The organism is Virgibacillus salarius, assembly GCF_039521925.1.
In the GTDB taxonomy this organism is placed as follows: domain Bacteria; phylum Bacillota; class Bacilli; order Bacillales; family Amphibacillaceae; genus Virgibacillus; species Virgibacillus salarius.
In genome coordinates this window covers 37,415-57,794 of the sequence record NZ_BAAACY010000120.1, presented here as the reverse complement: position 1 = coordinate 57,794, position 20,380 = coordinate 37,415, and the positions used below count along the sequence as shown (strand labels likewise).

At 36.8% G+C, this 20,380-nt stretch carries 18 protein-coding genes; 7 read left to right on the top strand and 11 right to left on the bottom strand.

The genetic code is table 11. From position 1 onward, the window contains the following. Positions 1-227: 227 nt before the first annotated feature. The 6 genes from ABDZ84_RS15355 to ABDZ84_RS15330 form a co-directional block, all read right to left on the bottom strand. The gene (locus tag ABDZ84_RS15355) at positions 228-1,259 is read right to left on the bottom strand and encodes a C40 family peptidase (protein WP_026682073.1); all 1,032 of its coding nucleotides are present in this window, start codon (positions 1,257-1,259) and stop codon (positions 228-230) included. A 44-nt stretch (positions 1,260-1,303) separates the two neighbouring features. Next, on the bottom strand, positions 1,304-2,374 hold the full coding sequence (locus ABDZ84_RS15350; RefSeq protein ID WP_026682074.1) for a dipeptide epimerase: 1,071 nt from the start codon (positions 2,372-2,374) through the stop codon (positions 1,304-1,306). Positions 2,375-2,474: 100 nt separating this feature from the next. Then, positions 2,475-3,635 carry a DUF819 family protein gene (locus tag ABDZ84_RS15345; RefSeq protein ID WP_026682075.1) on the bottom strand — a complete coding sequence of 387 codons (1,161 nt, stop codon included), beginning with the start codon at positions 3,633-3,635 and terminating at the stop codon, positions 2,475-2,477. Positions 3,636-3,848: 213 nt separating this feature from the next. Further along, positions 3,849-4,178 carry a DUF3870 domain-containing protein gene (locus ABDZ84_RS15340; protein WP_026682076.1) on the bottom strand — a complete coding sequence of 110 codons (330 nt, stop codon included), beginning with the start codon at positions 4,176-4,178 and terminating at the stop codon, positions 3,849-3,851. A gap of 527 nt (positions 4,179-4,705) precedes the next feature. Continuing rightward, on the bottom strand, positions 4,706-5,350 hold the full coding sequence (locus tag ABDZ84_RS15335; RefSeq protein ID WP_281950054.1) for a helix-turn-helix transcriptional regulator: 645 nt from the start codon (positions 5,348-5,350) through the stop codon (positions 4,706-4,708). A gap of 114 nt (positions 5,351-5,464) precedes the next feature. Next, positions 5,465-6,124: a response regulator transcription factor gene (locus ABDZ84_RS15330; protein ID WP_166530128.1), complete on the bottom strand. Its 660-nt coding sequence runs from the start codon at positions 6,122-6,124 to the stop codon at positions 5,465-5,467. A gap of 656 nt (positions 6,125-6,780) precedes the next feature. Here ABDZ84_RS15330 and ABDZ84_RS15325 point away from each other — a divergent pair. From ABDZ84_RS15325 to ABDZ84_RS15305, 5 genes are all read left to right on the top strand, one after another. Continuing rightward, the gene (locus tag ABDZ84_RS15325; RefSeq protein ID WP_026682078.1) at positions 6,781-7,845 is read left to right on the top strand and encodes a C40 family peptidase; all 1,065 of its coding nucleotides are present in this window, start codon (positions 6,781-6,783) and stop codon (positions 7,843-7,845) included. Positions 7,846-8,188: 343 nt separating this feature from the next. Continuing rightward, on the top strand, positions 8,189-9,289 hold the full coding sequence (locus ABDZ84_RS15320) for an amidohydrolase/deacetylase family metallohydrolase (protein ID WP_026682079.1): 1,101 nt from the start codon (positions 8,189-8,191) through the stop codon (positions 9,287-9,289). Then, positions 9,267-10,370, top strand: a complete 1,104-nt coding sequence (locus tag ABDZ84_RS15315) for a DgaE family pyridoxal phosphate-dependent ammonia lyase (protein ID WP_026682080.1) — start codon at positions 9,267-9,269, stop codon at positions 10,368-10,370. The genes ABDZ84_RS15320 and ABDZ84_RS15315 overlap by 23 nt, the downstream gene beginning before the upstream one ends. 1 nt (position 10,371) lies before the next feature. Continuing rightward, on the top strand, positions 10,372-11,127 hold the full coding sequence (dagF, locus tag ABDZ84_RS15310; RefSeq protein ID WP_026682081.1) for a 2-dehydro-3-deoxy-phosphogluconate aldolase: 756 nt from the start codon (positions 10,372-10,374) through the stop codon (positions 11,125-11,127). Next, positions 11,120-12,136 (top strand): sugar kinase, encoded by a 1,017-nt coding sequence (locus ABDZ84_RS15305; protein ID WP_026682082.1) that lies wholly within the window; start codon positions 11,120-11,122, stop codon positions 12,134-12,136. The genes dagF and ABDZ84_RS15305 overlap by 8 nt, the downstream gene beginning before the upstream one ends. A gap of 83 nt (positions 12,137-12,219) precedes the next feature. Here the strand turns inward: ABDZ84_RS15305 and ABDZ84_RS15300 are convergent, their stop codons facing one another. The 4 genes from ABDZ84_RS15300 to ABDZ84_RS15285 all read right to left on the bottom strand — a co-directional run bounded on the left by ABDZ84_RS15300 (position 12,220) and on the right by ABDZ84_RS15285 (position 16,698). Beyond that, entirely contained in the window at positions 12,220-12,915 is a 696-nt protein-coding gene (locus ABDZ84_RS15300; protein WP_026682083.1) for a YesL family protein, read from the bottom strand. A 218-nt stretch (positions 12,916-13,133) separates the two neighbouring features. After that, positions 13,134-14,744 carry an extracellular solute-binding protein gene (locus tag ABDZ84_RS15295; RefSeq protein WP_034679343.1) on the bottom strand — a complete coding sequence of 537 codons (1,611 nt, stop codon included), beginning with the start codon at positions 14,742-14,744 and terminating at the stop codon, positions 13,134-13,136. 90 nt (positions 14,745-14,834) lie between these two features. Beyond that, positions 14,835-15,734 carry a carbohydrate ABC transporter permease gene (locus tag ABDZ84_RS15290; protein WP_026682085.1) on the bottom strand — a complete coding sequence of 300 codons (900 nt, stop codon included), beginning with the start codon at positions 15,732-15,734 and terminating at the stop codon, positions 14,835-14,837. Positions 15,735-15,762: 28 nt separating this feature from the next. After that, entirely contained in the window at positions 15,763-16,698 is a 936-nt protein-coding gene (locus tag ABDZ84_RS15285; protein ID WP_343782129.1) for an ABC transporter permease, read from the bottom strand. A 414-nt stretch (positions 16,699-17,112) separates the two neighbouring features. On the opposite strand from ABDZ84_RS15285, the gene ABDZ84_RS15280 reads away from it, so the two are divergent. Together ABDZ84_RS15280 and ABDZ84_RS15275 are read left to right on the top strand one after the other, a co-directional pair. Continuing rightward, on the top strand, positions 17,113-17,958 hold the full coding sequence (locus ABDZ84_RS15280; protein WP_051388368.1) for a lytic polysaccharide monooxygenase: 846 nt from the start codon (positions 17,113-17,115) through the stop codon (positions 17,956-17,958). A 248-nt stretch (positions 17,959-18,206) separates the two neighbouring features. Next, on the top strand, positions 18,207-18,860 hold the full coding sequence (locus tag ABDZ84_RS15275; RefSeq protein WP_026682087.1) for a hypothetical protein: 654 nt from the start codon (positions 18,207-18,209) through the stop codon (positions 18,858-18,860). Between the two features lie 475 nt (positions 18,861-19,335). Here the strand turns inward: ABDZ84_RS15275 and ABDZ84_RS15270 are convergent, their stop codons facing one another. Next, positions 19,336-20,370, bottom strand: coding sequence for a lactonase family protein (locus tag ABDZ84_RS15270; RefSeq protein ID WP_051388369.1), 1,035 nt, complete (start codon positions 20,368-20,370; stop codon positions 19,336-19,338). Positions 20,371-20,380 lie beyond the last annotated feature (10 nt).

Below are 20,380 nucleotides of genomic sequence, written 5' to 3'. Positions count from 1 at the left end.
AAATATTGAAAAAAGTAAAAAAAGTGATACGCCCTAAATTGGCGTACCACTTTTTTCAGTTACTGGGTTTTGTCCCAGCCCCTCTCTAATTCGTTATCACAACTAGCTTTCCTCTGTCCTATTTCCATTAGCTAATTGCTCATGAGTATACTTCCAATACTTTAAAGCTTATCTTTTGTAACTTTAGAGATAAGCGTTCAGGTTATTTACCCATCCTTTCTAACACTTTAGTCTGTTTTCGACAAATACCTACGAATACCTGAAAGCTCCTCATAATACCCTTTTGTTGTCACTGGAATGATTTCCACATCTTTTTTTGAATTTGGTGAATGAATCATCTTACCGTCACCAGCATACATCGCAACATGATGGACACTTCCCTTGCCCTGATCATGGGCAAAAAACAAGAGGTCTCCAGGCTGAATATCTTCATATGCCACCGGCTCACCATGTGTTGCTTGAATACTGGAATCACGTGGAATCGTTATCCCGTGAGATTGATACAGGGTAAATGTAAATCCAGAGCAGTCAAATCCGAATCCACTCATACCTGCCCACAGATAATGCAGGCCCAAGAATTGCTTCCCTGCCTCTACTAACGCTTGTCCCGTTGGCGTCGGAATAGCTTTTTGAGATTCATAGGTTTTGGCATCTGCTTTCTTCACCCATGCATGACTTCCAGATGGTAGCATCACACGATATGCATGCTTGGATTCACCTAGATAAGGTAAGCGTGTATTATAGCTAATCTCCATTCCTTGATGGCGGAAAGCTGGTGTATGATATAAATAACTAGTTGGTGCGTCTACCATAACAAATGGATCATTAGTTTTATTAGCGAACTTCGTTGTATAGGTGAGCTGTGAAGCTGGCATCCAACCGCTGTAACCTAATTCCTCTTTTGGTGTAGGTTGTCCATCAACAGCAACCTTCACCCACTCTCCTTCTGTTTCAAGAATGGTGACTTTATTCCCATACAGAGCCTGCGTCTCCAGCATCCCATCACCAGACAACTGCAATTCTTGTTCATACGTCATATCTTCTTTCCATTTCCAAATAGCTACTGGATTGCTCGCAGATGGTTGATCCACTTCCCGTAAGATATTAGGCTCAGTCCAAAGCGTAGCGACTGCAACATCTATATAAGCAATCATATCTTCTTCGGCTTCAAATACATGCTCCTCAGAATTGCCTGCCGCCTGTGATATGATTGGTTTTACTAAGATACATCCAATTAACGCCATTCCTAGTATTTTCATCCATTTTACAAACATGAATTTGCCTCCTTCTATGATTTTCCATGTTAATCTTTCGGTTGATTCACTGTGCCAATGCCAGCAGCAGATGATAGATGTAATTTCTCACCTTGATAATCAATTACCGTAGGCTGTTCTACTAACCATAGTGGAGCATCCAGGTCATAGTAGAGTACATTTGGATGAGCTGCGGCAAAGTGTGCTGCTGCTCCAACAGAATAACTAGATTCCATCATGCTGCCAATCATACATGGAATTCGATGCACCATAGCTAAATTAGCGATGCTTAGCGCATTCCGAATCCCACCGCATTTCATTAACTTAATATTTAACAAATCCACATAATGACCACTGACAATCGTAAATGCATCTAACGGAGAAAAGATACTCTCATCTGCCATAATTGCCGTCTGCACATGGTCTGTAACAAACTTTAGCCCTTCTAGATCCTTGGCTTTTACTGGCTGTTCAATAAACTCTATTCCCGAATCCATTCGTTCCATCTCTTTAATTAACTGGACAGCTTGTTTCGGTTGCCAGCCTTGATTCGCATCTAGCCTGAGCAACACATCCGTAGGGATAGCTTCTCTTATCGCAGAAACCCTTGCGATATCTAGTTCTGGCTTGGAGCCTACTTTAATTTTCAAACGAGAATAACCAGCTTCGACCCATTTTTTGGCATCAGCTGCCATCTTCGCTGGATCATCGACACCAACCGTCATTGATGTGTGAAGTGATTGATTATCACCTAATAATTGATATAGTGGGATATTCAACCATTTGCTATATGCATCATAAAGTGCCATATCAGCCGCTGCCTTGGCACTCGTATTTCCTATACAACTATTCTGGACCGCTGCCAGCAGCGTTTGGAAATGAGAAAGGTCTTGATGCAAGATAGCCTGTTTAATTGGTCCTTCTAAAGCTGCTTGAATGCTTTGTGCAGAATCACCGGTGATCACCCAAGTCGGTGCTGCTTCTCCTTTACCTACCATGCCATTTTCTAAATGAATAATTATCGTTATACTTTCAATTTCAGTTGCCGTCCGCAATGCCGTTTTAAACGGGGTGTGCAACGGGATTTTTCGGTATGATACCTGTATATCCTCAATAAGCAACACAATTTCCTCCTTTTTCTACTTTTAAACATTGATCTATCTTTCTATTGTTCTGTGAATCTACTGATATCTTATGCCATTTTCTTAAAAAATAGCAGCTTTACAATATTTCAAGTATTTTCCCTATAAACATGCCAAAATACGTACCGAGGAAGGAACCAATTAATGCCATAACTACACCTACTGGGATTAAACTACGACTATAGGAAGCAGCAAGCATCGGTGCTGAGGCCATTCCTCCTATATTTGCTAAGCTGGCAATCCCTAGTGTAAATAAATCGTATTTGAACAGCTTTCCTAGTAACAGCATAATCACTAAATGAATGAACATAATTAAAAAACCAGAAATCAGATAAATAGGAGCTTGGGCAATCTGTGAGAAATCGGATTGCGAAGCGATTAATGCCACGATAATATACAACATTACATTGGAAACATCTAATGCGCCTGGAATTTTAGATATACGTGTTTGCCCAAGTATTAATCCAATAACAGAAGCAATTAGAATTGTCCATGTAGTCGAACTGAACACATCTCCTAAAGCTGGTAAATGATTTCCAGCTAACGTTGCTAACGCAGAGACAAGTAGACCAATCCCAAGCAAGTACATCATATGCTTAAATTCCGTACCTTGCATATCATTCATTTTGCCTGCATCCTCTGCTAAGCCATTATCCATAATCGTTGTATCTGCTTTCGTCCAACGATTAAACGCACCTGCGAACGGAACCAACCAGAACATAAACATGACCCATACTGCATAATTGATCGTATCCATCATTAACACATAACCAAAAATATTTTCTGGAACCTGTAGAATGTCTTGAAGAGCCACCATATTAGCGCTCCCACCAGTCCAACTACCTGCAAGTGCTCCAAAAGCACGCCATGTATCCGCTACATAAAAGTGATTAAATATCAAGTACACAATGGCAAAACCAAGAATGATACTAATTACCGCAACAAAATATCCACCGAGCATGCGTGGGCCAAGTTTAATGATACTGCGAATATCACATTTCAATAGCATCATCATTAACATTGCAGGAAGCAGAGCATTCTTCACAGTAGAATATGCAGGTGCTGTAGCTTCATTATCAAATAAACCAATTGTCTGCAAAAAGGCCGCCCCAATATAAATTAGTACAATACCTGGGATGAATTTTAAAAAGCGGTTCGAGCTAAATTTATTCTCTATTCCAACCATCAGTGCAGCTAACGCTACCAAGACAGCAATATAAAAGAAACCATCTGTAATCATGTTGTTTTCCCCCTAATTATCAAATAATATCTTTCTTACGTTTTATACATGGAAACATCGGATTGTTGCCTCTCCCCCTTTGCCACAAAAGGTGCTCACGTATTCCATAGCAATTACTTTCCCTGTATAATTCTCCATCCAAGATGCAATTACCTTAATTTTCAGACCAAATAAAAAATCCAGCCTAACAAATAATGTCAGGCTGGATTTCGACTAGGCTTCTGTAGTCAAAGCAGCTTTCGCTTGGCTATATTTATATCTTGCATCATGATAGGCGACAACTAGCGCCTTTTGCGATGAACCTTGATATCGCTTGCGAATCGCTTCCTCAATACCCTTATCATCCACCATTCGACCAATAAATAATGATCTTACAAACGCATTGGTTAATTGTATCGTTGAGGAGCATTCGCTATCAATAATCTCATCAGTAGTCGCATCAATCACTAATGCTAGAAAAAATTGACTGTACTTTTTCGTAATTGGGTTGTTCTGCGGTGCCTTTGCATCGCCAATTACATAGATGGTATTGTCATTATACAATGAAAGAATCCCCTTTAGGATGCTGCAGATGATATAAGGGGCCAACAAGGGAAACTTGCAGTAACTTATATCATGCATACGCTTTCTTTTAAATATAGTAACATTATAATATTTTTGAAAATTTACGTCAAATACGATCATTCTTACCATAACTCTTACATAAAGTGAAACTTCCATCCGTGGGAGCTTTGTTATCCCCACGGATGGTTAGGTGAACCAATCGGACATTTACTGGCAGTTGATTCCCCTTTTACCAATTTTGGTTTCTCCTTATTGCTTGAATTGGGAATCTTACTGCCAGTTATATGCGGGATAAAGTGAAACTTCCATCGGCTTTTACTGAAACAAATACGTACAAAGGCTTAAATCGCCACGTCCTGTGGCAACGCCTTTGTGACCTACTTCCATGTAGGCCCGAACCAATCGGACATTTACTGGCAGTTGATTCTCCTTTTACCAATTTTGGTTTCTCCTTATTGCTTGTATTGGGAATCTTACTGCCAGTTATATGCGGGATAAAAAGACATTTAACCACGCCTAGTCATTAAACGATCAAATATATCAATTACTTCATTTCTTGTTGAATTGCCCATTTTAGCGTATATTCTACTAATATGTACTTTCGTTGCCCCTTCTGATATTCCAAGGAATAATGCGATCTCTTTATTACTAAAACCCTTTCTTAATAAATATGCTATATCTATTTGTTTTCTAGTCATAGAAAAACCAGACTTTTCAATACGATAAGCAAATGCCTCTTGGTTTGCTCTTTTTCTTTCTTCAATAGCATGCAGTAATGGCGAAATCAGCTTATTCGGTAAATAATAATTAGTTCTATTTAAACTTTCAATTACCTTTGCAATATTATCAGTAACTGAATCATACTTTACAAATATACTATTTACTCCAGCATCAATGAACTTTAAATTAGTTACTCCTAAACAGGCATTTATAAAACCAATTACTCTAATCTCTCTATCTGATAAATCTTTAATTAATGATAATAAATTGTCAGCTTCGTATCTATCTAAATCAATCAATGCCACCGTATTGTTTAATTTCCTTCCAGACCTGCTTACGTCGTCGATAACCTTTATACCCTTTGTTGTGCGAAGAGTTCGTGCAATGTTTTTCATAAAGTCACTATTTGGGATGCAAACGATTTTTATCATAGTATGACCTTCATTCCTGCTTTTAAAGCATTGAGTTTTCGAATTACATACATCATACTAAATACATGGTCATATTTTTAGTTACTTTTCTATTAAATAGTCATATTTTTTCGTCTATTTTTGTAATAAACGTTGAAAATAGCTAACAAGTTCTTTGCGGTTATGAATTTGAAACGTAGTGTAAATTCCACTGATATAATTTTTCACTGTCCCTTCACTGAGAAAAAGCCTTTGGGCAATACGTTTATTAGACATATTCTCTGTTAATAGACAAGCTATATCTAGTTCTCTATTCGATAAATGGATGTTTCGATTTAAAAACGCTTTATTAAGTAGTTCTCTGTTATCATACTTTGTCTCTATAATCTTTCTTGCCAATATCTGTGAGATTTTTCCTGAAAAGACAACTTCATTATGATAAACATCTCTTATAGCTCTAAGTAAATGCTTTGAATCATGGTTTTTTAATAAATAACCTTTACAGCCTGCATTAATAGATGAAATGATTAGATCCTCATCTATAATTGTAGTTAAAACAATTACCTTGATTCCTGAATATTTCTCTATCATTTTTACAATTGCCCTAGCGGTCTGCTTGTAGGGAGTTTGCACATCCATAAGTATAATATCAGGAGTATTCTCTACCATTTTCTCTATTGCTTGATTAACACTGACAGCAGTAGCGATAACCTCTATATCTATTTCATTACTAATTAATGCTCGAAGCCCATCAATAAATAACCTTTGGTCATCTACAATCATCACCTTTATCATTCATATGACCCCTCTATCTCTAATTTCTCCCCTTACATCAAGTGAATAAAGTGAAACTTCCATCCGCGGGGGGTTTTTGTTTATCCCACGGATGGTTAGTACCACAAGGGTATGACCTAAAGGCCTCTGAACCAATCGGACATTTACCGGCAGTTGATTCCCCACTTAGCAATACTGGTTTCTATTTATTCCTTGAAGTGGGGAGCTTACTGCCAGTTATATGCGGGATAAAGTGAAATAAAACGGTACTGATTAGTCAGGAACCAATTTATCTTTACTAACCAATTAAACATAGCTAGTATGTTTTTAAGTAAATATCAAATAGTTCTTTTGTATCATTTCTAAAGTACTATTAATTATACCAAACACAACTATATAATCATAGTTATATTTCAATTCAATGGTTAAATAGTTTAAATTTGGTAATCTGAAAACACCTTAATTTACAGTTAAAAAGAACTAATAAATCGCAGAATTTTTATCAACATGAAGCAAATTTCAACAAAACCCTGATTTTCCAGGATTTTTCATAGATAAAAAGACACGAAAATTTTATTCTAAAAAACATCCATTTTCCCTAAACTTCATCCAATTTCTTCCGATAATAGAGATAATAGTTCTATATATTAGCACGTTTATGTGAGGGAGGACCTATAATGAGCAATAAAAAAATAATCATGTCCGTTACTGCAAGTGCAGCAATAGCCTCGGCAATATTTGCAGCGGAAGAGGTAGAAGCAGCGTCTCATAAAGTTAAAAGCGGCGAGTCCTTATGGACAATAGCCCAAAAGTATAATACAAATGTTGCCAAATTAAAATCGATAAACAAACTATCAGGAGATACGATCTACCCCAATCAAATCATAGAAACAGAGAATAACAACACGTCCGGTTCTAGCTCCAGTTCTTCAAAACCAACTAATAATAATTCGAATAGCTCTAAAACGTATACGGTTAAAAGCGGAGACACGCTGAGCGGAATTGCCATTAAGTATAATATCTCGTTGAGCAACCTTATGAAGTGGAACAACCTTAATTCAACATTAATTTATCCAGGTAATGTACTTGCTGTTTCAAAAAATAGTTCAAACGGATCGAGTTCTACTGGATCTAATTCAGGTTCTAGTTCTTCTAATAACAGTTCGAATCAAACAGGTTCAACAAAGGTATATATCGTAAAATCAGGTGATACTTTATCACGGATAGCTCTTCAATATAAGGTTAGTGTAGCTAATTTAAAAAAGTGGAATAACTTAAACTCTGACTTAATTTTTATCGGTCAAAAATTGAGTATAGGTAGTAGCTCAAACACTAATTCAAACGGAAATACCAATGAAAAACCATCTAACAATGTTCAATATAATGTAGAAAAGGTTATTCAAACGGCAAAGAGTATGCAGGGAGTAAAGTATGTTTGGGGAGGATCGACACCATCAGGATTTGATTGTAGTGGTTTTATTCATTACGTGTACAAAAAAGGCGGCATGAGTATAAATCGACTTTCCAGTGATGGTTATTTTAATCGCTCCCATTATGTTACAAAGCCTCAAGTAGGGGATCTTGTCTTTTTTGCAGGAACCTATCGTCCTGGCATATCTCACCTAGGCATTTATTTGGGGAATAACACCTTCATTCATGCTGGTTCAAGTGGAGTGCAAATAAGCAGTTTAAATAACTCCTACTGGAAAAAACATTTTGATAGTTTTAAACGCTTTTATTAATAGTGTAGCTAGTCATTTTTCGTTAATACAGCTAACAAAATCCTTACATCGCAAGCCAGCGACATAAGGATTTTTTGTTGTTACGATTTTATCAAAGTAATAGTTTATTTACACCATTACGATGCCTCAACCCTTGATTACCATTTTTCACGATAATTCTCTGCTCAATCCAGTAATAGACTCACCATGCCCAGCCAATACTTTCTTCATGTAAGTTTCTATTTTCTTATTTCTCATTCGCATTTATCAATAATTATTCAGCAAAATTTCGTAAAATATAGATAACTATACCAGTTAAATGATATACTGAAAACAATGAAATTACTGAAAAAGGATGTCTGCTATGTGTAACACCTATGTATTACATAATGTGTCACGTTTAAATCATCAAAAATACGACTTTTTTATTGAAGATGGAACAATAAAAGCTATTTCTGAGCCCAAAACTTTAAATGGAGAGCATGTAATTGATTGCACTGGTCTATACGTCTCAAGTGGCTGGATTGACTTGCATGTACACGCCTTTCCTGAATTTGATCCTTATGGGGATGATGTCGATGAAATCGGCATCAAGCAAGGAGTAACAACTGTTGTAGATGCAGGTAGTTGCGGAGCGGACCGCATTGCAGACCTCCACGAGCTATCCAAGCAGTGTAAAACAAATCTACTTGCTTTTTTGAACATCTCTAGCATTGGTCTAAAACGAATAGACGAATTATCTAATCTAAGCTGGATTAATAGTGATAAAGTGGTTAAGGCAGTGGAACAATTTCCTGACTTTATCGTCGGTCTAAAGGCAAGAATGAGTAAAAGCGTTGTAGGTGAACAAGGAATTAAGCCTCTACAATTGGCTCGTCGTTTATCTCTCATCACGAAACGCTCGTTAATGGTTCATATCGGTTCAAGTCCTCCTTATATAGAACAAATTTTCGATTTATTAGAAAAGGAAGACATCGTCACACATTTTTTGCACGGAAAGGCAAATCGTCTATTTGATAATAACGAGCACATCCATTCATTTGTTACGAAAGCAGTTAATAAAGGCATTCATTTAGATGTTGGACACGGTTCAGCAAGTTTTTCATTTCAAGTAGCCGAAGCAGCAAAAAGACAAGGATTAAAATTCGACACAATTAGTACGGATATTTATCGAAACAATCGACTGAATGGACCAGTATATAGTATGTCTAAAACACTATCTAAATTCCTCTATCTTGGTTATTCAATAGAGGAGGTAATTGCTGGCGTAACGATCAATGCTGCTAATTGGTTAAAGATGCCAAAACTCGGAAGAATTCAAGAAGGAGAACCAGCTAATTTAACTTTATTTTCAATAGAGAATAGCCCTGTAAAGCTAATTGACTCGGAAGGCGAGGAACAAATAGCTACCAAACATATTAAGGCTAAAGGAGTGTTTAAGAATGGAACGTACCTTACATGCTAACTATGGTTTAAAGCGTGTCATTAATGCAAGTGGTCGAATGAGTATTCTTGGAGTATCCGCTCCGACAGATTCCGTTATGGAAGCTATGAAGCAAGGAGGACAAAATTACGTTGAAATGGCAGATTTAGTGAATAAATCTGGTGACTACGTTGCCAATCACTTAGCCTCTGAAGCTGCTGTAATAGTTAATTCGGCATCTAGCGGAATTGTATTGTCTGTTGCTGGACTAATAACTGAGGGGAACCGTCGTAAAAGCGATCGCCTACATCAGGAACCAATTGAGAAGAATGAGGTTATCTTGTTAAAAGGTCATAATGTACACTATGGAGCCCCTATCGAAACAATGGTTTACTTAGGTGGTGGTACAGTTGTTGAAGCTGGATATGCTAATGAAGGTAAGGCAGAGCATATCCGTGAAGCCATTTCATCAAAAACAGCAGCTATTCTATATGTTCAATCACATCATGCCGTACAAAAAAACATACTTTCCGTTGAGGAGGCTTATCAAGTCGCTCAAGAGAAGCAAATCCCTTTCATTGTAGATGCTGCGGCTGAAGGAGCGTTGCAAAAGTATATAAACTACGCTGATGTTGTTATTTACAGTGGATCAAAAGCAATCGAAGGGCCAACCTCCGGTATTGTCGCCGGTAGAAGAAAATACATCGAATGGATAAAGGTACAATTGCATGGAATTGGCCGAAGTATGAAAGTAGGTAAAGAGTCTATTTTTGGTTTACTTAAAGCGCTTGATGAATATGCGAATAAGCCTGATAATAGTCTACTGCAAAAAGAAGTCTTAACAGAATTAGAAGACTTAAATCATATTTCCGGTATAACTGTAACGGTTGTTCAAGATGAAGCAGGTCGAGCTATATATCGAGCACGAATTCAGATTGATGCCAATATTGCTTCGATCTCTGCAAAAAAATTAACCCAACAGCTTCGTAATGGCAATATAGCTATCTATACAAGAGATTATGGGGCGAACCAAGGTTTTTTTGATATCGACCCACGTTCATTAAAGAATGATGATATCCATATTATTAAAGAAAGTATTAAAACATACGTAGGAGGGATGTAACATGCTAGCCATCGAAAAACGGTTTTATAAGCAGCGTGTCGCATTGAATGTTTTAGCCAATAGCCCCGAAAATGCCAAAGCAGTTTTCCAAGCTGCTGAAGGACATGTTTTAATTGGAGTACTATCAAAAGATTATCAAACAATCGATAATGCTATTGCAGCTATGCAAGCTTATGGAGAAGCGATAGACGGAGCCATATCTATTGGACTAGGAGCGGGAGATAATAAACAAGCTTCTGTTGTTGCTGAAATTGTAAAGCATTATGCTTGTGACCACATTAATCAAGTATTCCCTGCTGTTGGAGCAACAAGAGCTAATTTAGGTGAACGTAATAGCTGGATTAATAGTTTAGTATCTCCTACGGAGGATCCAAACCTCGTTAAGATTTCCACTGGAGCAATTAGTGCTACTATAGAGGAGCAAGCTATTGTACCTATCAAATCTGCAATTGCTCTAATTCGCGATATGGGAGGAAATGCTATTAAATTCTTTCCTATGAAAGGACTTACAACGATTGAGGCATACAAGGCTGTTGCCAAGGCATGTGGGGAGGAAGATTTTGGATTAGAGCCTACTGGTGGAATAAATAAAGAAAACTTTAACACCATTTTGGAAATCGCATTAGCGGCAAATGTTCCTAAAATTATTCCTCATGTATACTCTTCCATTATTAGTAAACAGACTGGTGAAACAAATATTGAAGATATTTATGCGTTAACTGACATCATGAAGAAATTAGTTGATACATATGATTAAGCATATTGCCGCATTTGGTGAAGTCATGATGCGATTGCAGGTTCCTGATTACAAATTACTCTCACAAGCAGATTCATTAAACTATAGCTTTTCTGGTACAGGTGTCAATATTACCGGAGCTCTTACATGTTTTGGACATAGAGGTTCAATCGTAACCACGTTACCTGTTACTCCCCTAGGAGATGCAGCCCAATCCTTTTTGCAAAAATTAGGTATAGATTCCTCCTTTATTATACGACATGGTCAATCGCTTGGTATGTACTTTTTAGAAAATGGCTTTGGTGTTAGGCCAAGCAGAGTAACCTATTCTAATCGTATGGAGAGTAGCTTTAATACAGCGACTCACGATTTCTATCGTTTTGAGAAGCTTGCTGAACAAATTGATATCGTTCATTTTTGTGGGATTACATTAGCGATGAATGATCTTGTTAGACAGCAATTAAAAACCTTTGCACATGCAGTAAAAAAAGCAGGCGGAACCATCATTTTTGATTGTAATTTCCGTCCTTCACTATGGGGAAAGAATGGCCATCATCAGGCTCGCAGCCATTATGAAGAAATATTTGAACTTGCTGATATCGTGATAATGAACGAAAAGGATGCCCTGCATACATTAGGCATGTATACAGAAAAGAAAAGTGAACGTAATCAACTTATGGACCTCATTCCAAAAGTTGCTAATTTGTATAATATTCCTATTATCGCTGGAACACATCGCAATATTCTTGATAATCAAACGCATGGTTTAATGGGTTTTTTATATAAGGAAGAAAGGTTTACGTTCTCTAATAAACGGACATTTTCCGTTTTAGATCGAATTGGAACTGGTGATGCCTTTGCTAGTGGGATTATTCACGGCTTAATCGAAGATTTTAGTAATCAGGACATTGTAGATTTTGCAGTAGCATCAGCGATTCTTGCTCATACAACTGTTGGCGATACACCAAGAGCAACAGAAAAAGAAGTACTCCAAGCAATGAAAACGTGTAGTACAGACGTAAGACGATGATAATAGTAAGAATAAAGACTAGTAACAAATGAGAAATGAATACGTATTAAAAATACTAGTTCTATTGAAACGATATTCGTATTTTATTGACTTTCGGTTGCCGCCTGTGCTTTTAAAAATATTTGATAAAAAGCAAAGAAATATACGTACGCAATAGCAGGCCCTGAGAAGAGTACTAAAAATAATGGATGAATTTGATAGATGATATACAATAAAATACTAACAGCTCCTGCAGCTGCTATTGTATAGGGTAAATGGAAAATCGCCATAAATAATGCTTTACGAATTGAATAAATGATGCTCACTTCAAAATGAACGGTATCAGCAAAAAAATAACTAGTAAAAGCAACAATAAAAATAGTAATGGCTATGAAAAAATAAAATAAGCCAGATCCAATTTCAACCGCTGCTAAATGATAGTTAAGTAACCACACAACCCAAGTAATTGTAAAGAACACACCACCTAAAAGACTACGAATATAATTTTCCTTATAAAAATTCCAGTATGCTCTTATGAATCCTTTATTTTCTCGTTTCATCACCCATTCCCTTACTACGGCAAACATTGCAGTAGTTGCTGGAAAAAAAACAAAAGGGAACAGAGCCAATATTGTAATAGCTAGCAAATATACCTCCTCTTGTGTCTTCGCAAAAACCATACTTAAGATAGCGTAGGCAATTGGAAAATTAAAGAGAACCCATATGATATTCGTTGTCATGAACTTCATCAGCCAGTCAAATATATTATAAAGCGATTCTAGCCTTCCAGTTAGCATCATGTTTCTTCACACTCCGTTTATTCTTATAGGAGCTGGCACCAAAGGAGTCAGCTCCTATCTCAACTAAATATTACCTATCTGCAATCAACGAAGCATTTAACCCGTGGACTAGAAGTTCTATAATAACTTCCGATAGCAATCAAGTAATTTATCCCGCATATAACTGCCAGTAAATATCCGATTGGTTCCCCTTTGCATAATGACAGCTACATAATATGTTATTTGCCTAGTGTTTCTAAGTTTTTTTGCCATTCCTTAGTCTTGTATGCTAGTAAATCAGCATAACCTACGCTTTGTGCACTCTTCTCTGCCTCTTCCAATATCTTGATAACTTCTTCATCACTTTTCGCATTTAGTGCTTCCGCTCTTGCCACTTCAGCAATTTCCCCAACACTTTGTTGAATCTGGCCCTCGGTGGTTTCCGGTAATGGATCAATTCCTAAATAAGCAGTTGCATCATATTGTGTTTTCCACGTAATTTCATTTTGCCAATGCGTCGTCCAATTACGATCTTCCTGAGGTAATGTCTCTGTAAACTTAGCTTTTGCGGTGTCTAGAAAATTTGAATTTCCATTCCATTGGAAGTTTAATGTATCTTCTTCTATTTTCCCAGCACCTTCTGGGTCACTTACATACTTTTCTGTAAATTGAGGGTATCCTTCTTCATCAAAACCATCCCAGTACTTTCCTTCTGGTCCAAAAATAAGCACTGATTGCCCTTCTGGTCCTGTTAACCAATCCAAAAACGCAAATACTGCTTCTGGATCTTCAGCACTTTTCGTAATGACACTTACATTCCATCCCATCATGTCATAAGCCCCCGGATAGATATTATCTTTGTTCAACCCCGCTTTTGCGATCGGCCAAACCATAAAATAGCCATCATCCGAGTCTTCTTCCTGTAAATTGTAATGACCAGGCCGCGCTAAATCCGTAGGACTAGCAGATGCATATACAGCAACTCTACCACTCGATACTTTCTCTGTAACCATGTCGCGATCCTGTGTTAATGCATCTTGTGTAATAAGTCCTTCCCGATAAAGCTTACTGGCGTATTGTAGTGATTCGACATATTCCTCATTCGTAAAAATAGATGTTAGCTTATCTCCCTCAGGAACAGCATTTATTCTAATATTAGCTGGAGACTGATTTTCTGCAAATGCTGAATATAAAACATTAATTCCCTGTCCTTCTACATCCGTTTCGAATGGTGTTATATTTGGATAATTTTCTTTTACTTGCTTTAAATAATTATATAAATCTTCTGTCGTTTCAAGAGGTGGCGAGCCTAGTTCTTCATAAATCCCTTTATTAACTACATAACCCGCATTACCAAATGGTTTTGCATTATACCAATTTGGATATTGATATAATTTTCCATCTTCAGAACGAAGCATGTTGATACCAGATTCTCCGAACCACTCTTGCAAATTTGTATATTTATCTAAGTAAGGATCGAGTGGAACCAGAGCTCCTCCTTTACGTAATCGTTCTACATCTGTTCCTTTATCCAACCATATAAAATCTGGAAGGTCATTACTTGCTATCATCGTACTAAGTCGCTGTGCCGCATTTCCCCCACCATCAATCGCAGTTATATCCACCTTTTTATTTTCTTTAATCCATTTTGTCGCTACATCTTCTCCCCAGGGTGGCATCGTATACCAATCATAATTACCAAACATCGTAATTTCCAATGGTTCTTCACCTAACTTAAATAATTCATCGTTTCCGTGTTTTTCTTTCCCTCCTGTATCGGCTTCGACATTAGATTCTTTGTCTTTACAGCCCGATATAATGATAGGTACAAAGCATAATACCATTATCATAATCCAAATTTTTCTTGATGATATCACTTTTTCATCCTCCTTATTTACAAAAATTTATCTTCAAAGCAAATGCTTTAAATAAGATGTTCCCTATTCCTTTAATGACCCTATCAAAACACCTTTAACGAAATACTTTTGCACAAATGGATAAACCATGATAATCGGTAAAGTAGCTACCATCATTACTGCCATTGACAAGGATTTACCTGTTACCGTGTTAGCTGCCTTACCCATATGTGCAGCTGCACCTGCATCTATTTGACTCATTTGCGAACTAACAGTATTTGAATTTAATACTTTTTGTAATAACGTTTGAATTGGAATCAAATTCTCTGACGTAATATAGATACTCGGAAAAAACCAATCATTCCAATGAAAAACTGCCGTAAATAAGGACAAAGTAGCAATTACAGGCCCAGATAAAGGCAGTACGATGCGGAAGAATATTCCCCAATATCCAGCTCCATCTATTTTCGCAGATTCCTCTAAACCCTTCGGTAACTGTTGAAAAAAGGTCCTAAAGATAATCATATTCCAAACTAATATTAATGATGGAATAATCATTACCCAAAACGAATCCATAAGACCAATGCCTCTCACTAGTAAAAATGTTGGTATTAAACCACCGCTAAAAAACATCGTTACAATACAAAAAACCATAAAATATTTTCTTCCTACTAATTCCTTTTTGGAAAGTCCATAAGCTAGCATAGCTGTTGCAAGCACAGATAATATCGTACCAACAACAGTTCTAGCCACAGAGATCATAAACGCATTCACCAACCGTTTATCCTGAAAGACAATTTCATAATTATCTAAAGTAAAATCACGAGGCCAAAAAGTTACTCCTCCTAGCATAGTGTCCTGACCATTATTGAAAGAAATAACTAATGAATTCCAAAATGGATAAAACGTCACAAAAGCTAGTAATGTTAAAAAAATATATATCATTATTACCATAAAACGATCACCAAACGTTAATTTCAACATGCTGTATGCTCCCACTTTCCACTTGCGCTTACCATAGACTGTTACCACTCTTACGTGCAAGTTGATTTGCTAATGTTAATAATCCAACACTAATTACAGCTTTAAATAATCCTATTGCAGCAGCATAGGAATAGAGACCATCACTAATTCCAACCCGATATACATATGTATCAATAACATCAGATACTTCTCGTAAGACGGGATTCGAACCTAGTAGCAATAAATCTTCAAATCCAGCATTTAATAGGTTACCTATTTCTAAAATAAAGAAGATTAAAATTACTGGCATAATGGATGGTATCGTTATTAAGAAAATCTGCTTCCATTTGCTAGCTCCATCTAAGGAAGCAGCCTCATATAATTGCTGATCAACTCCAGCAACTGCAGCTAAATAGACAATGGAAGCGAAGCCAATGGACTTCCATAAATTAGTGCTTATAATGATTGTCCAAAAATACTCTGGGATAGATAGAAAGTTGATTGGTTTATCAATGAGGTTTATTTTTTCTAGTGCCATGTTTAAACTTCCATTATCTGTTGCTAATATAGAAGTAGCGAACCCAGCAACAATAACCCATGATAAGAAGTGTGGAAGGTAGGTGATGGTTTGTACTGCCCGCTTAAACATCATATGTCTTACTTCATTTAACATTAATGCTAGAATAATTGGTGCAGGGAAACAGATAAGTATTTTAAGAACACTGAGAACGATAGTATTTCTCATGATTTCCAGAAAACGCGGATCCTCAAAAAAGCGTTCAAAATGCTTAAATCCTACCCATTCACTGCCAGCCATTCCTTCAAAGATATTATAATCTTGAAAAGCCATTAACACTCCATACATCGGAATATAATTAAAAATAAAGATAAACAATAGCCCCGGAATAACCATCATTTGCAGATCAAATTGCCTAAAGTATCGAGTTACAAGGCGCTGGTTTCCTTTAAATTGCCTCCTATGCATACTCTCAGCTCGCACGTAGAACATCCCTCCTAATTCAAGAAAGCGCTATCATTTGATAAGATGACTATACCAGTATTTTTTAATATTTTCAATATTTTTTTTATTATTTCTTTTAAAAATATAACAACTATAATACAAATCCATTTACTAAAAGTTGGTATATAATCACTATTTTATATAATTTTTTTACATAAGCAGGGTATAATTTACTAATTATCGGTTAATTCTTAATTTTCTGTTGATATTTATTTGTAGTGATGTATAATCTATATTAGCGAAAAGTTATAACAATTGTATAAAGGAAGGGGGAGTAGTACTGCTTTATTAAGTTACAGTTGTCTATACCTTTCAAAGCAATATTCATTCCAAATTCCCAATATACTTTTCGCATAAATCAGTTTTAGGAGGAGTATAATGAATTCGCTCACATTTATTCCGAAATCGATTAAGCTTACATTTGGGGCATTCGTTATGTTAATTTGCTCCATTGCATTTGCCAGCTCTGTCTCTGCTCATGGATATGTAAACAATCCAGAAAGCAGAAATTTATTATGCGCAGACGGAGCCAATTACGATTGTGGAGCAATTATCTATGAACCACAAAGCCTTGAAGCACCTGGGAATTTTCCAGAAGGAGGACCACCTGACGGAAAAATTGCTAGTGCAAACATTTTTTATGAGCTAGATGCGCAAACAGAGGATCGATGGGCAAAGGTTCCTATGACGAGCGGTCCATTTACTTTTGAGTGGACGTTAACAGCAGCACATGCAACAGATAAGTGGGATTACTATATTACGAAAGAAGGTTGGGACCCAAATGACCCTTTAGAGCGTTCTGACTTTGAGCTATTCTGTTCTATTAATGATAATGGAGAACGCCCGCCATTTACCGTTAATCATGATTGTGTAATTCCAGATCGCACTGGATATCATGTTATTTTAGCCTATTGGGAAGTGGCCGACACAGCAAATGCTTTTTATAATGTAATTGATGCAAATTTTGACGGGGATTATGTTGAACCAGGTGACCCAAATAATCCTGATCCGGGTGATATTCCAGCTTGGGATCCTAATACTGCTTATTTAGGTGGTGATCAAGTTACCTATAACGGTGCTATTTACGAGGCGAAGTGGTGGACACGTGGTGAAACACCTGGTGAAGCTGGAGTTTGGAAGCTAGTTAGTCAAGGTACTGCATCAACTAACAACAACAGCAATTTTCTCCCTTATTTCTATTCATTAGGAACAATTTTAAAATAGGATAAGAACTGAAAATAGGCTCTTCTTCATGTGGAAGGAGGGTCTTTTCAAGACAGATGAATGTTGCTTTTAGTTATCTGGAGACAATTTCCTTCCTTAGTACGAGTGAGGGAAGTCCCAGATAAACTGACATTCATCATTTTCCTAAGTATGTGAAGAAATAAAGAAAATAAACGATGTTACAATGATTGAAATAATATCACAGGAGCAACTAGCACAGCAATCTATTAAAAAAAGGATCGTTGCTTATGAATAACAAGAAACAAGACCCAACACGAGAAACAGTTAGCGAACGTATGGAAAACTTTCTGTATCATTATAAATACCACACCATATTTTCTGTATTCTTACTCCTTCTTATAAGTTCATTAGGCTACACTATTATAGAAAAGCAGATTGCCAAATCGAATGCAGCAGATCAACTACCAGCAGATATAGACATCATGTTCTTTGGAAGCTATCAAGAAGAGAACCTTTCTCCCCTAAAGCACGAAATTCAACATATATTCCCTAATTGGGAAAGCATACATATTAACCTAGTGCAAACACCAAAGGAAGTAAATTCAGCAGAAGACATGGCAAACTTCCAAAAAGGTCAGATTGCAATCGAAGCAAATAAACCAGATATTTACATATTTGACCTCAATTACTTTCATCGTTTTGTAGAAGATGGACCGTTTCTTTCTCTAGATCAATTAGAGCTTTCAGCATCTGCCCAACTATTATTTTATCAAAAGGAGAATGATACGAAAGAACACCCATATGGCATAGATGTAACCAACCATTCATTGTTCACCAATTTAGCCATTCAAAAAAACACCAAAATTGCAGTAATACGTAAGGATGCTCAGAACAGTAAAAATGCCAAAGCTTTCATTAAGCAATTAGATAAGATAAAGTGAAGCTTCCATCCGTGGTGGGTTTTGTTACTCCCACGGATGGTTAGTACCACAAGGGTATGACCTAAAGGCCCTGAAACCAATCGGACATTTACTGGCAGTGGATACCACCTCTTATCCATATTGCTTTCACTTTATTCCTTGAGGTACGGGATTACTGCCAGTTATGCGGTATAGAGTAGGAATAATTTGTGAATCCAAGGCCGCATTCGTCTAAGTGCATCATGGTAGCAATGTTAGCTGAGCCAAGAGATCGCCGTCAATTAGAAAGTATAGGTTTTAATATTATTTGTCTCGCTATCTCTCAATCTCTTCATTTATGCTAAATCATGCTCTAAAGCTATGCAAATTACATGATTCCATTTAACTTTGTCTAACAAAGCACTTACGAAGAGCTACTATCCAGAGGGTAAACCCGTATCCTCGGATAGTAGCTCGAAGTTTTTATATCCTCTTCTCTTTTCTTTAAGTTCGCATCTTAAATAGTAGGTAAAGCTTTCAAACAAACTGGTGATTTAATCGGATACTCAATTCCTGTATACGTTGGAATTCCATCTCTCCCGAGCTTCATAAGTACGATTGTATTAGAATGCTCATTTGCTACCAAGAGCAAATTTTCATTCGGTATCAATGTAAAATTACGAGGCCATTCACCTATTGAGGATACACAGATAGCATCTGTTAATAATCCGTTACTATCTATTTTACAAATACCAATACTGTGATGACCGCGATTAGAAACATATAAATAGGACATATCATGAGAAATGTGAATATCTGCAGCATAATTAACACCTTCAAAGCTTTTCGGAATCGTCCGAACTTCTTGGATAAGCTCTAGCTTAGTAATGGAAGCATCATATTGATAGACCGCAACTTTTGAATTAAATTCATTGACAACATATATTTTCCGATGACTGTCCGCAATCGCTATATGTCTCGGCCCTGATTTAGCATTGGCTTTTAAATCATATAGTAGTATCAGTTTACCTTGCTGTTCATTAAATTCATAGAGATAGAGCCTATCTAGACCTAAATCCGTTACAACATATTTCTTCGACTTCGGAATAGACATAATGGTATGCGGATGGGAACCTTGCTTATAGACTACTTTATCCGTTAAAAGACCCAGCGAGCCATCTTTTAATACCTGATGTACAGTAGTAGTTCCTTCACCATAATTCACGGTTAATAAATGCGTTTCGTCTGTACTCAATGTTACATAACACGGACCATTTCCAGCTGTTTTCTGTCTGCTTTGTTCGGTTAGCTTATGATCAGCTTCATTTATACGATACGAAACCACTTCACCATCCTCTACTTCACTGCAAGCATATACTACATCTTGCGTGCTATTTACAGTAAGGTAGGAAGGATTCCTTATCCCTTTAACAGCTGACAAATATCTTAAATTTAGATTACTTGTTTGCAGGGATAGTACGTGTAAGGAATGATCATGTTCAGTGCCATAAGTACCTACATATACGTGATAAGCTCGAGAACTAGTTTCCATATGTATCCCT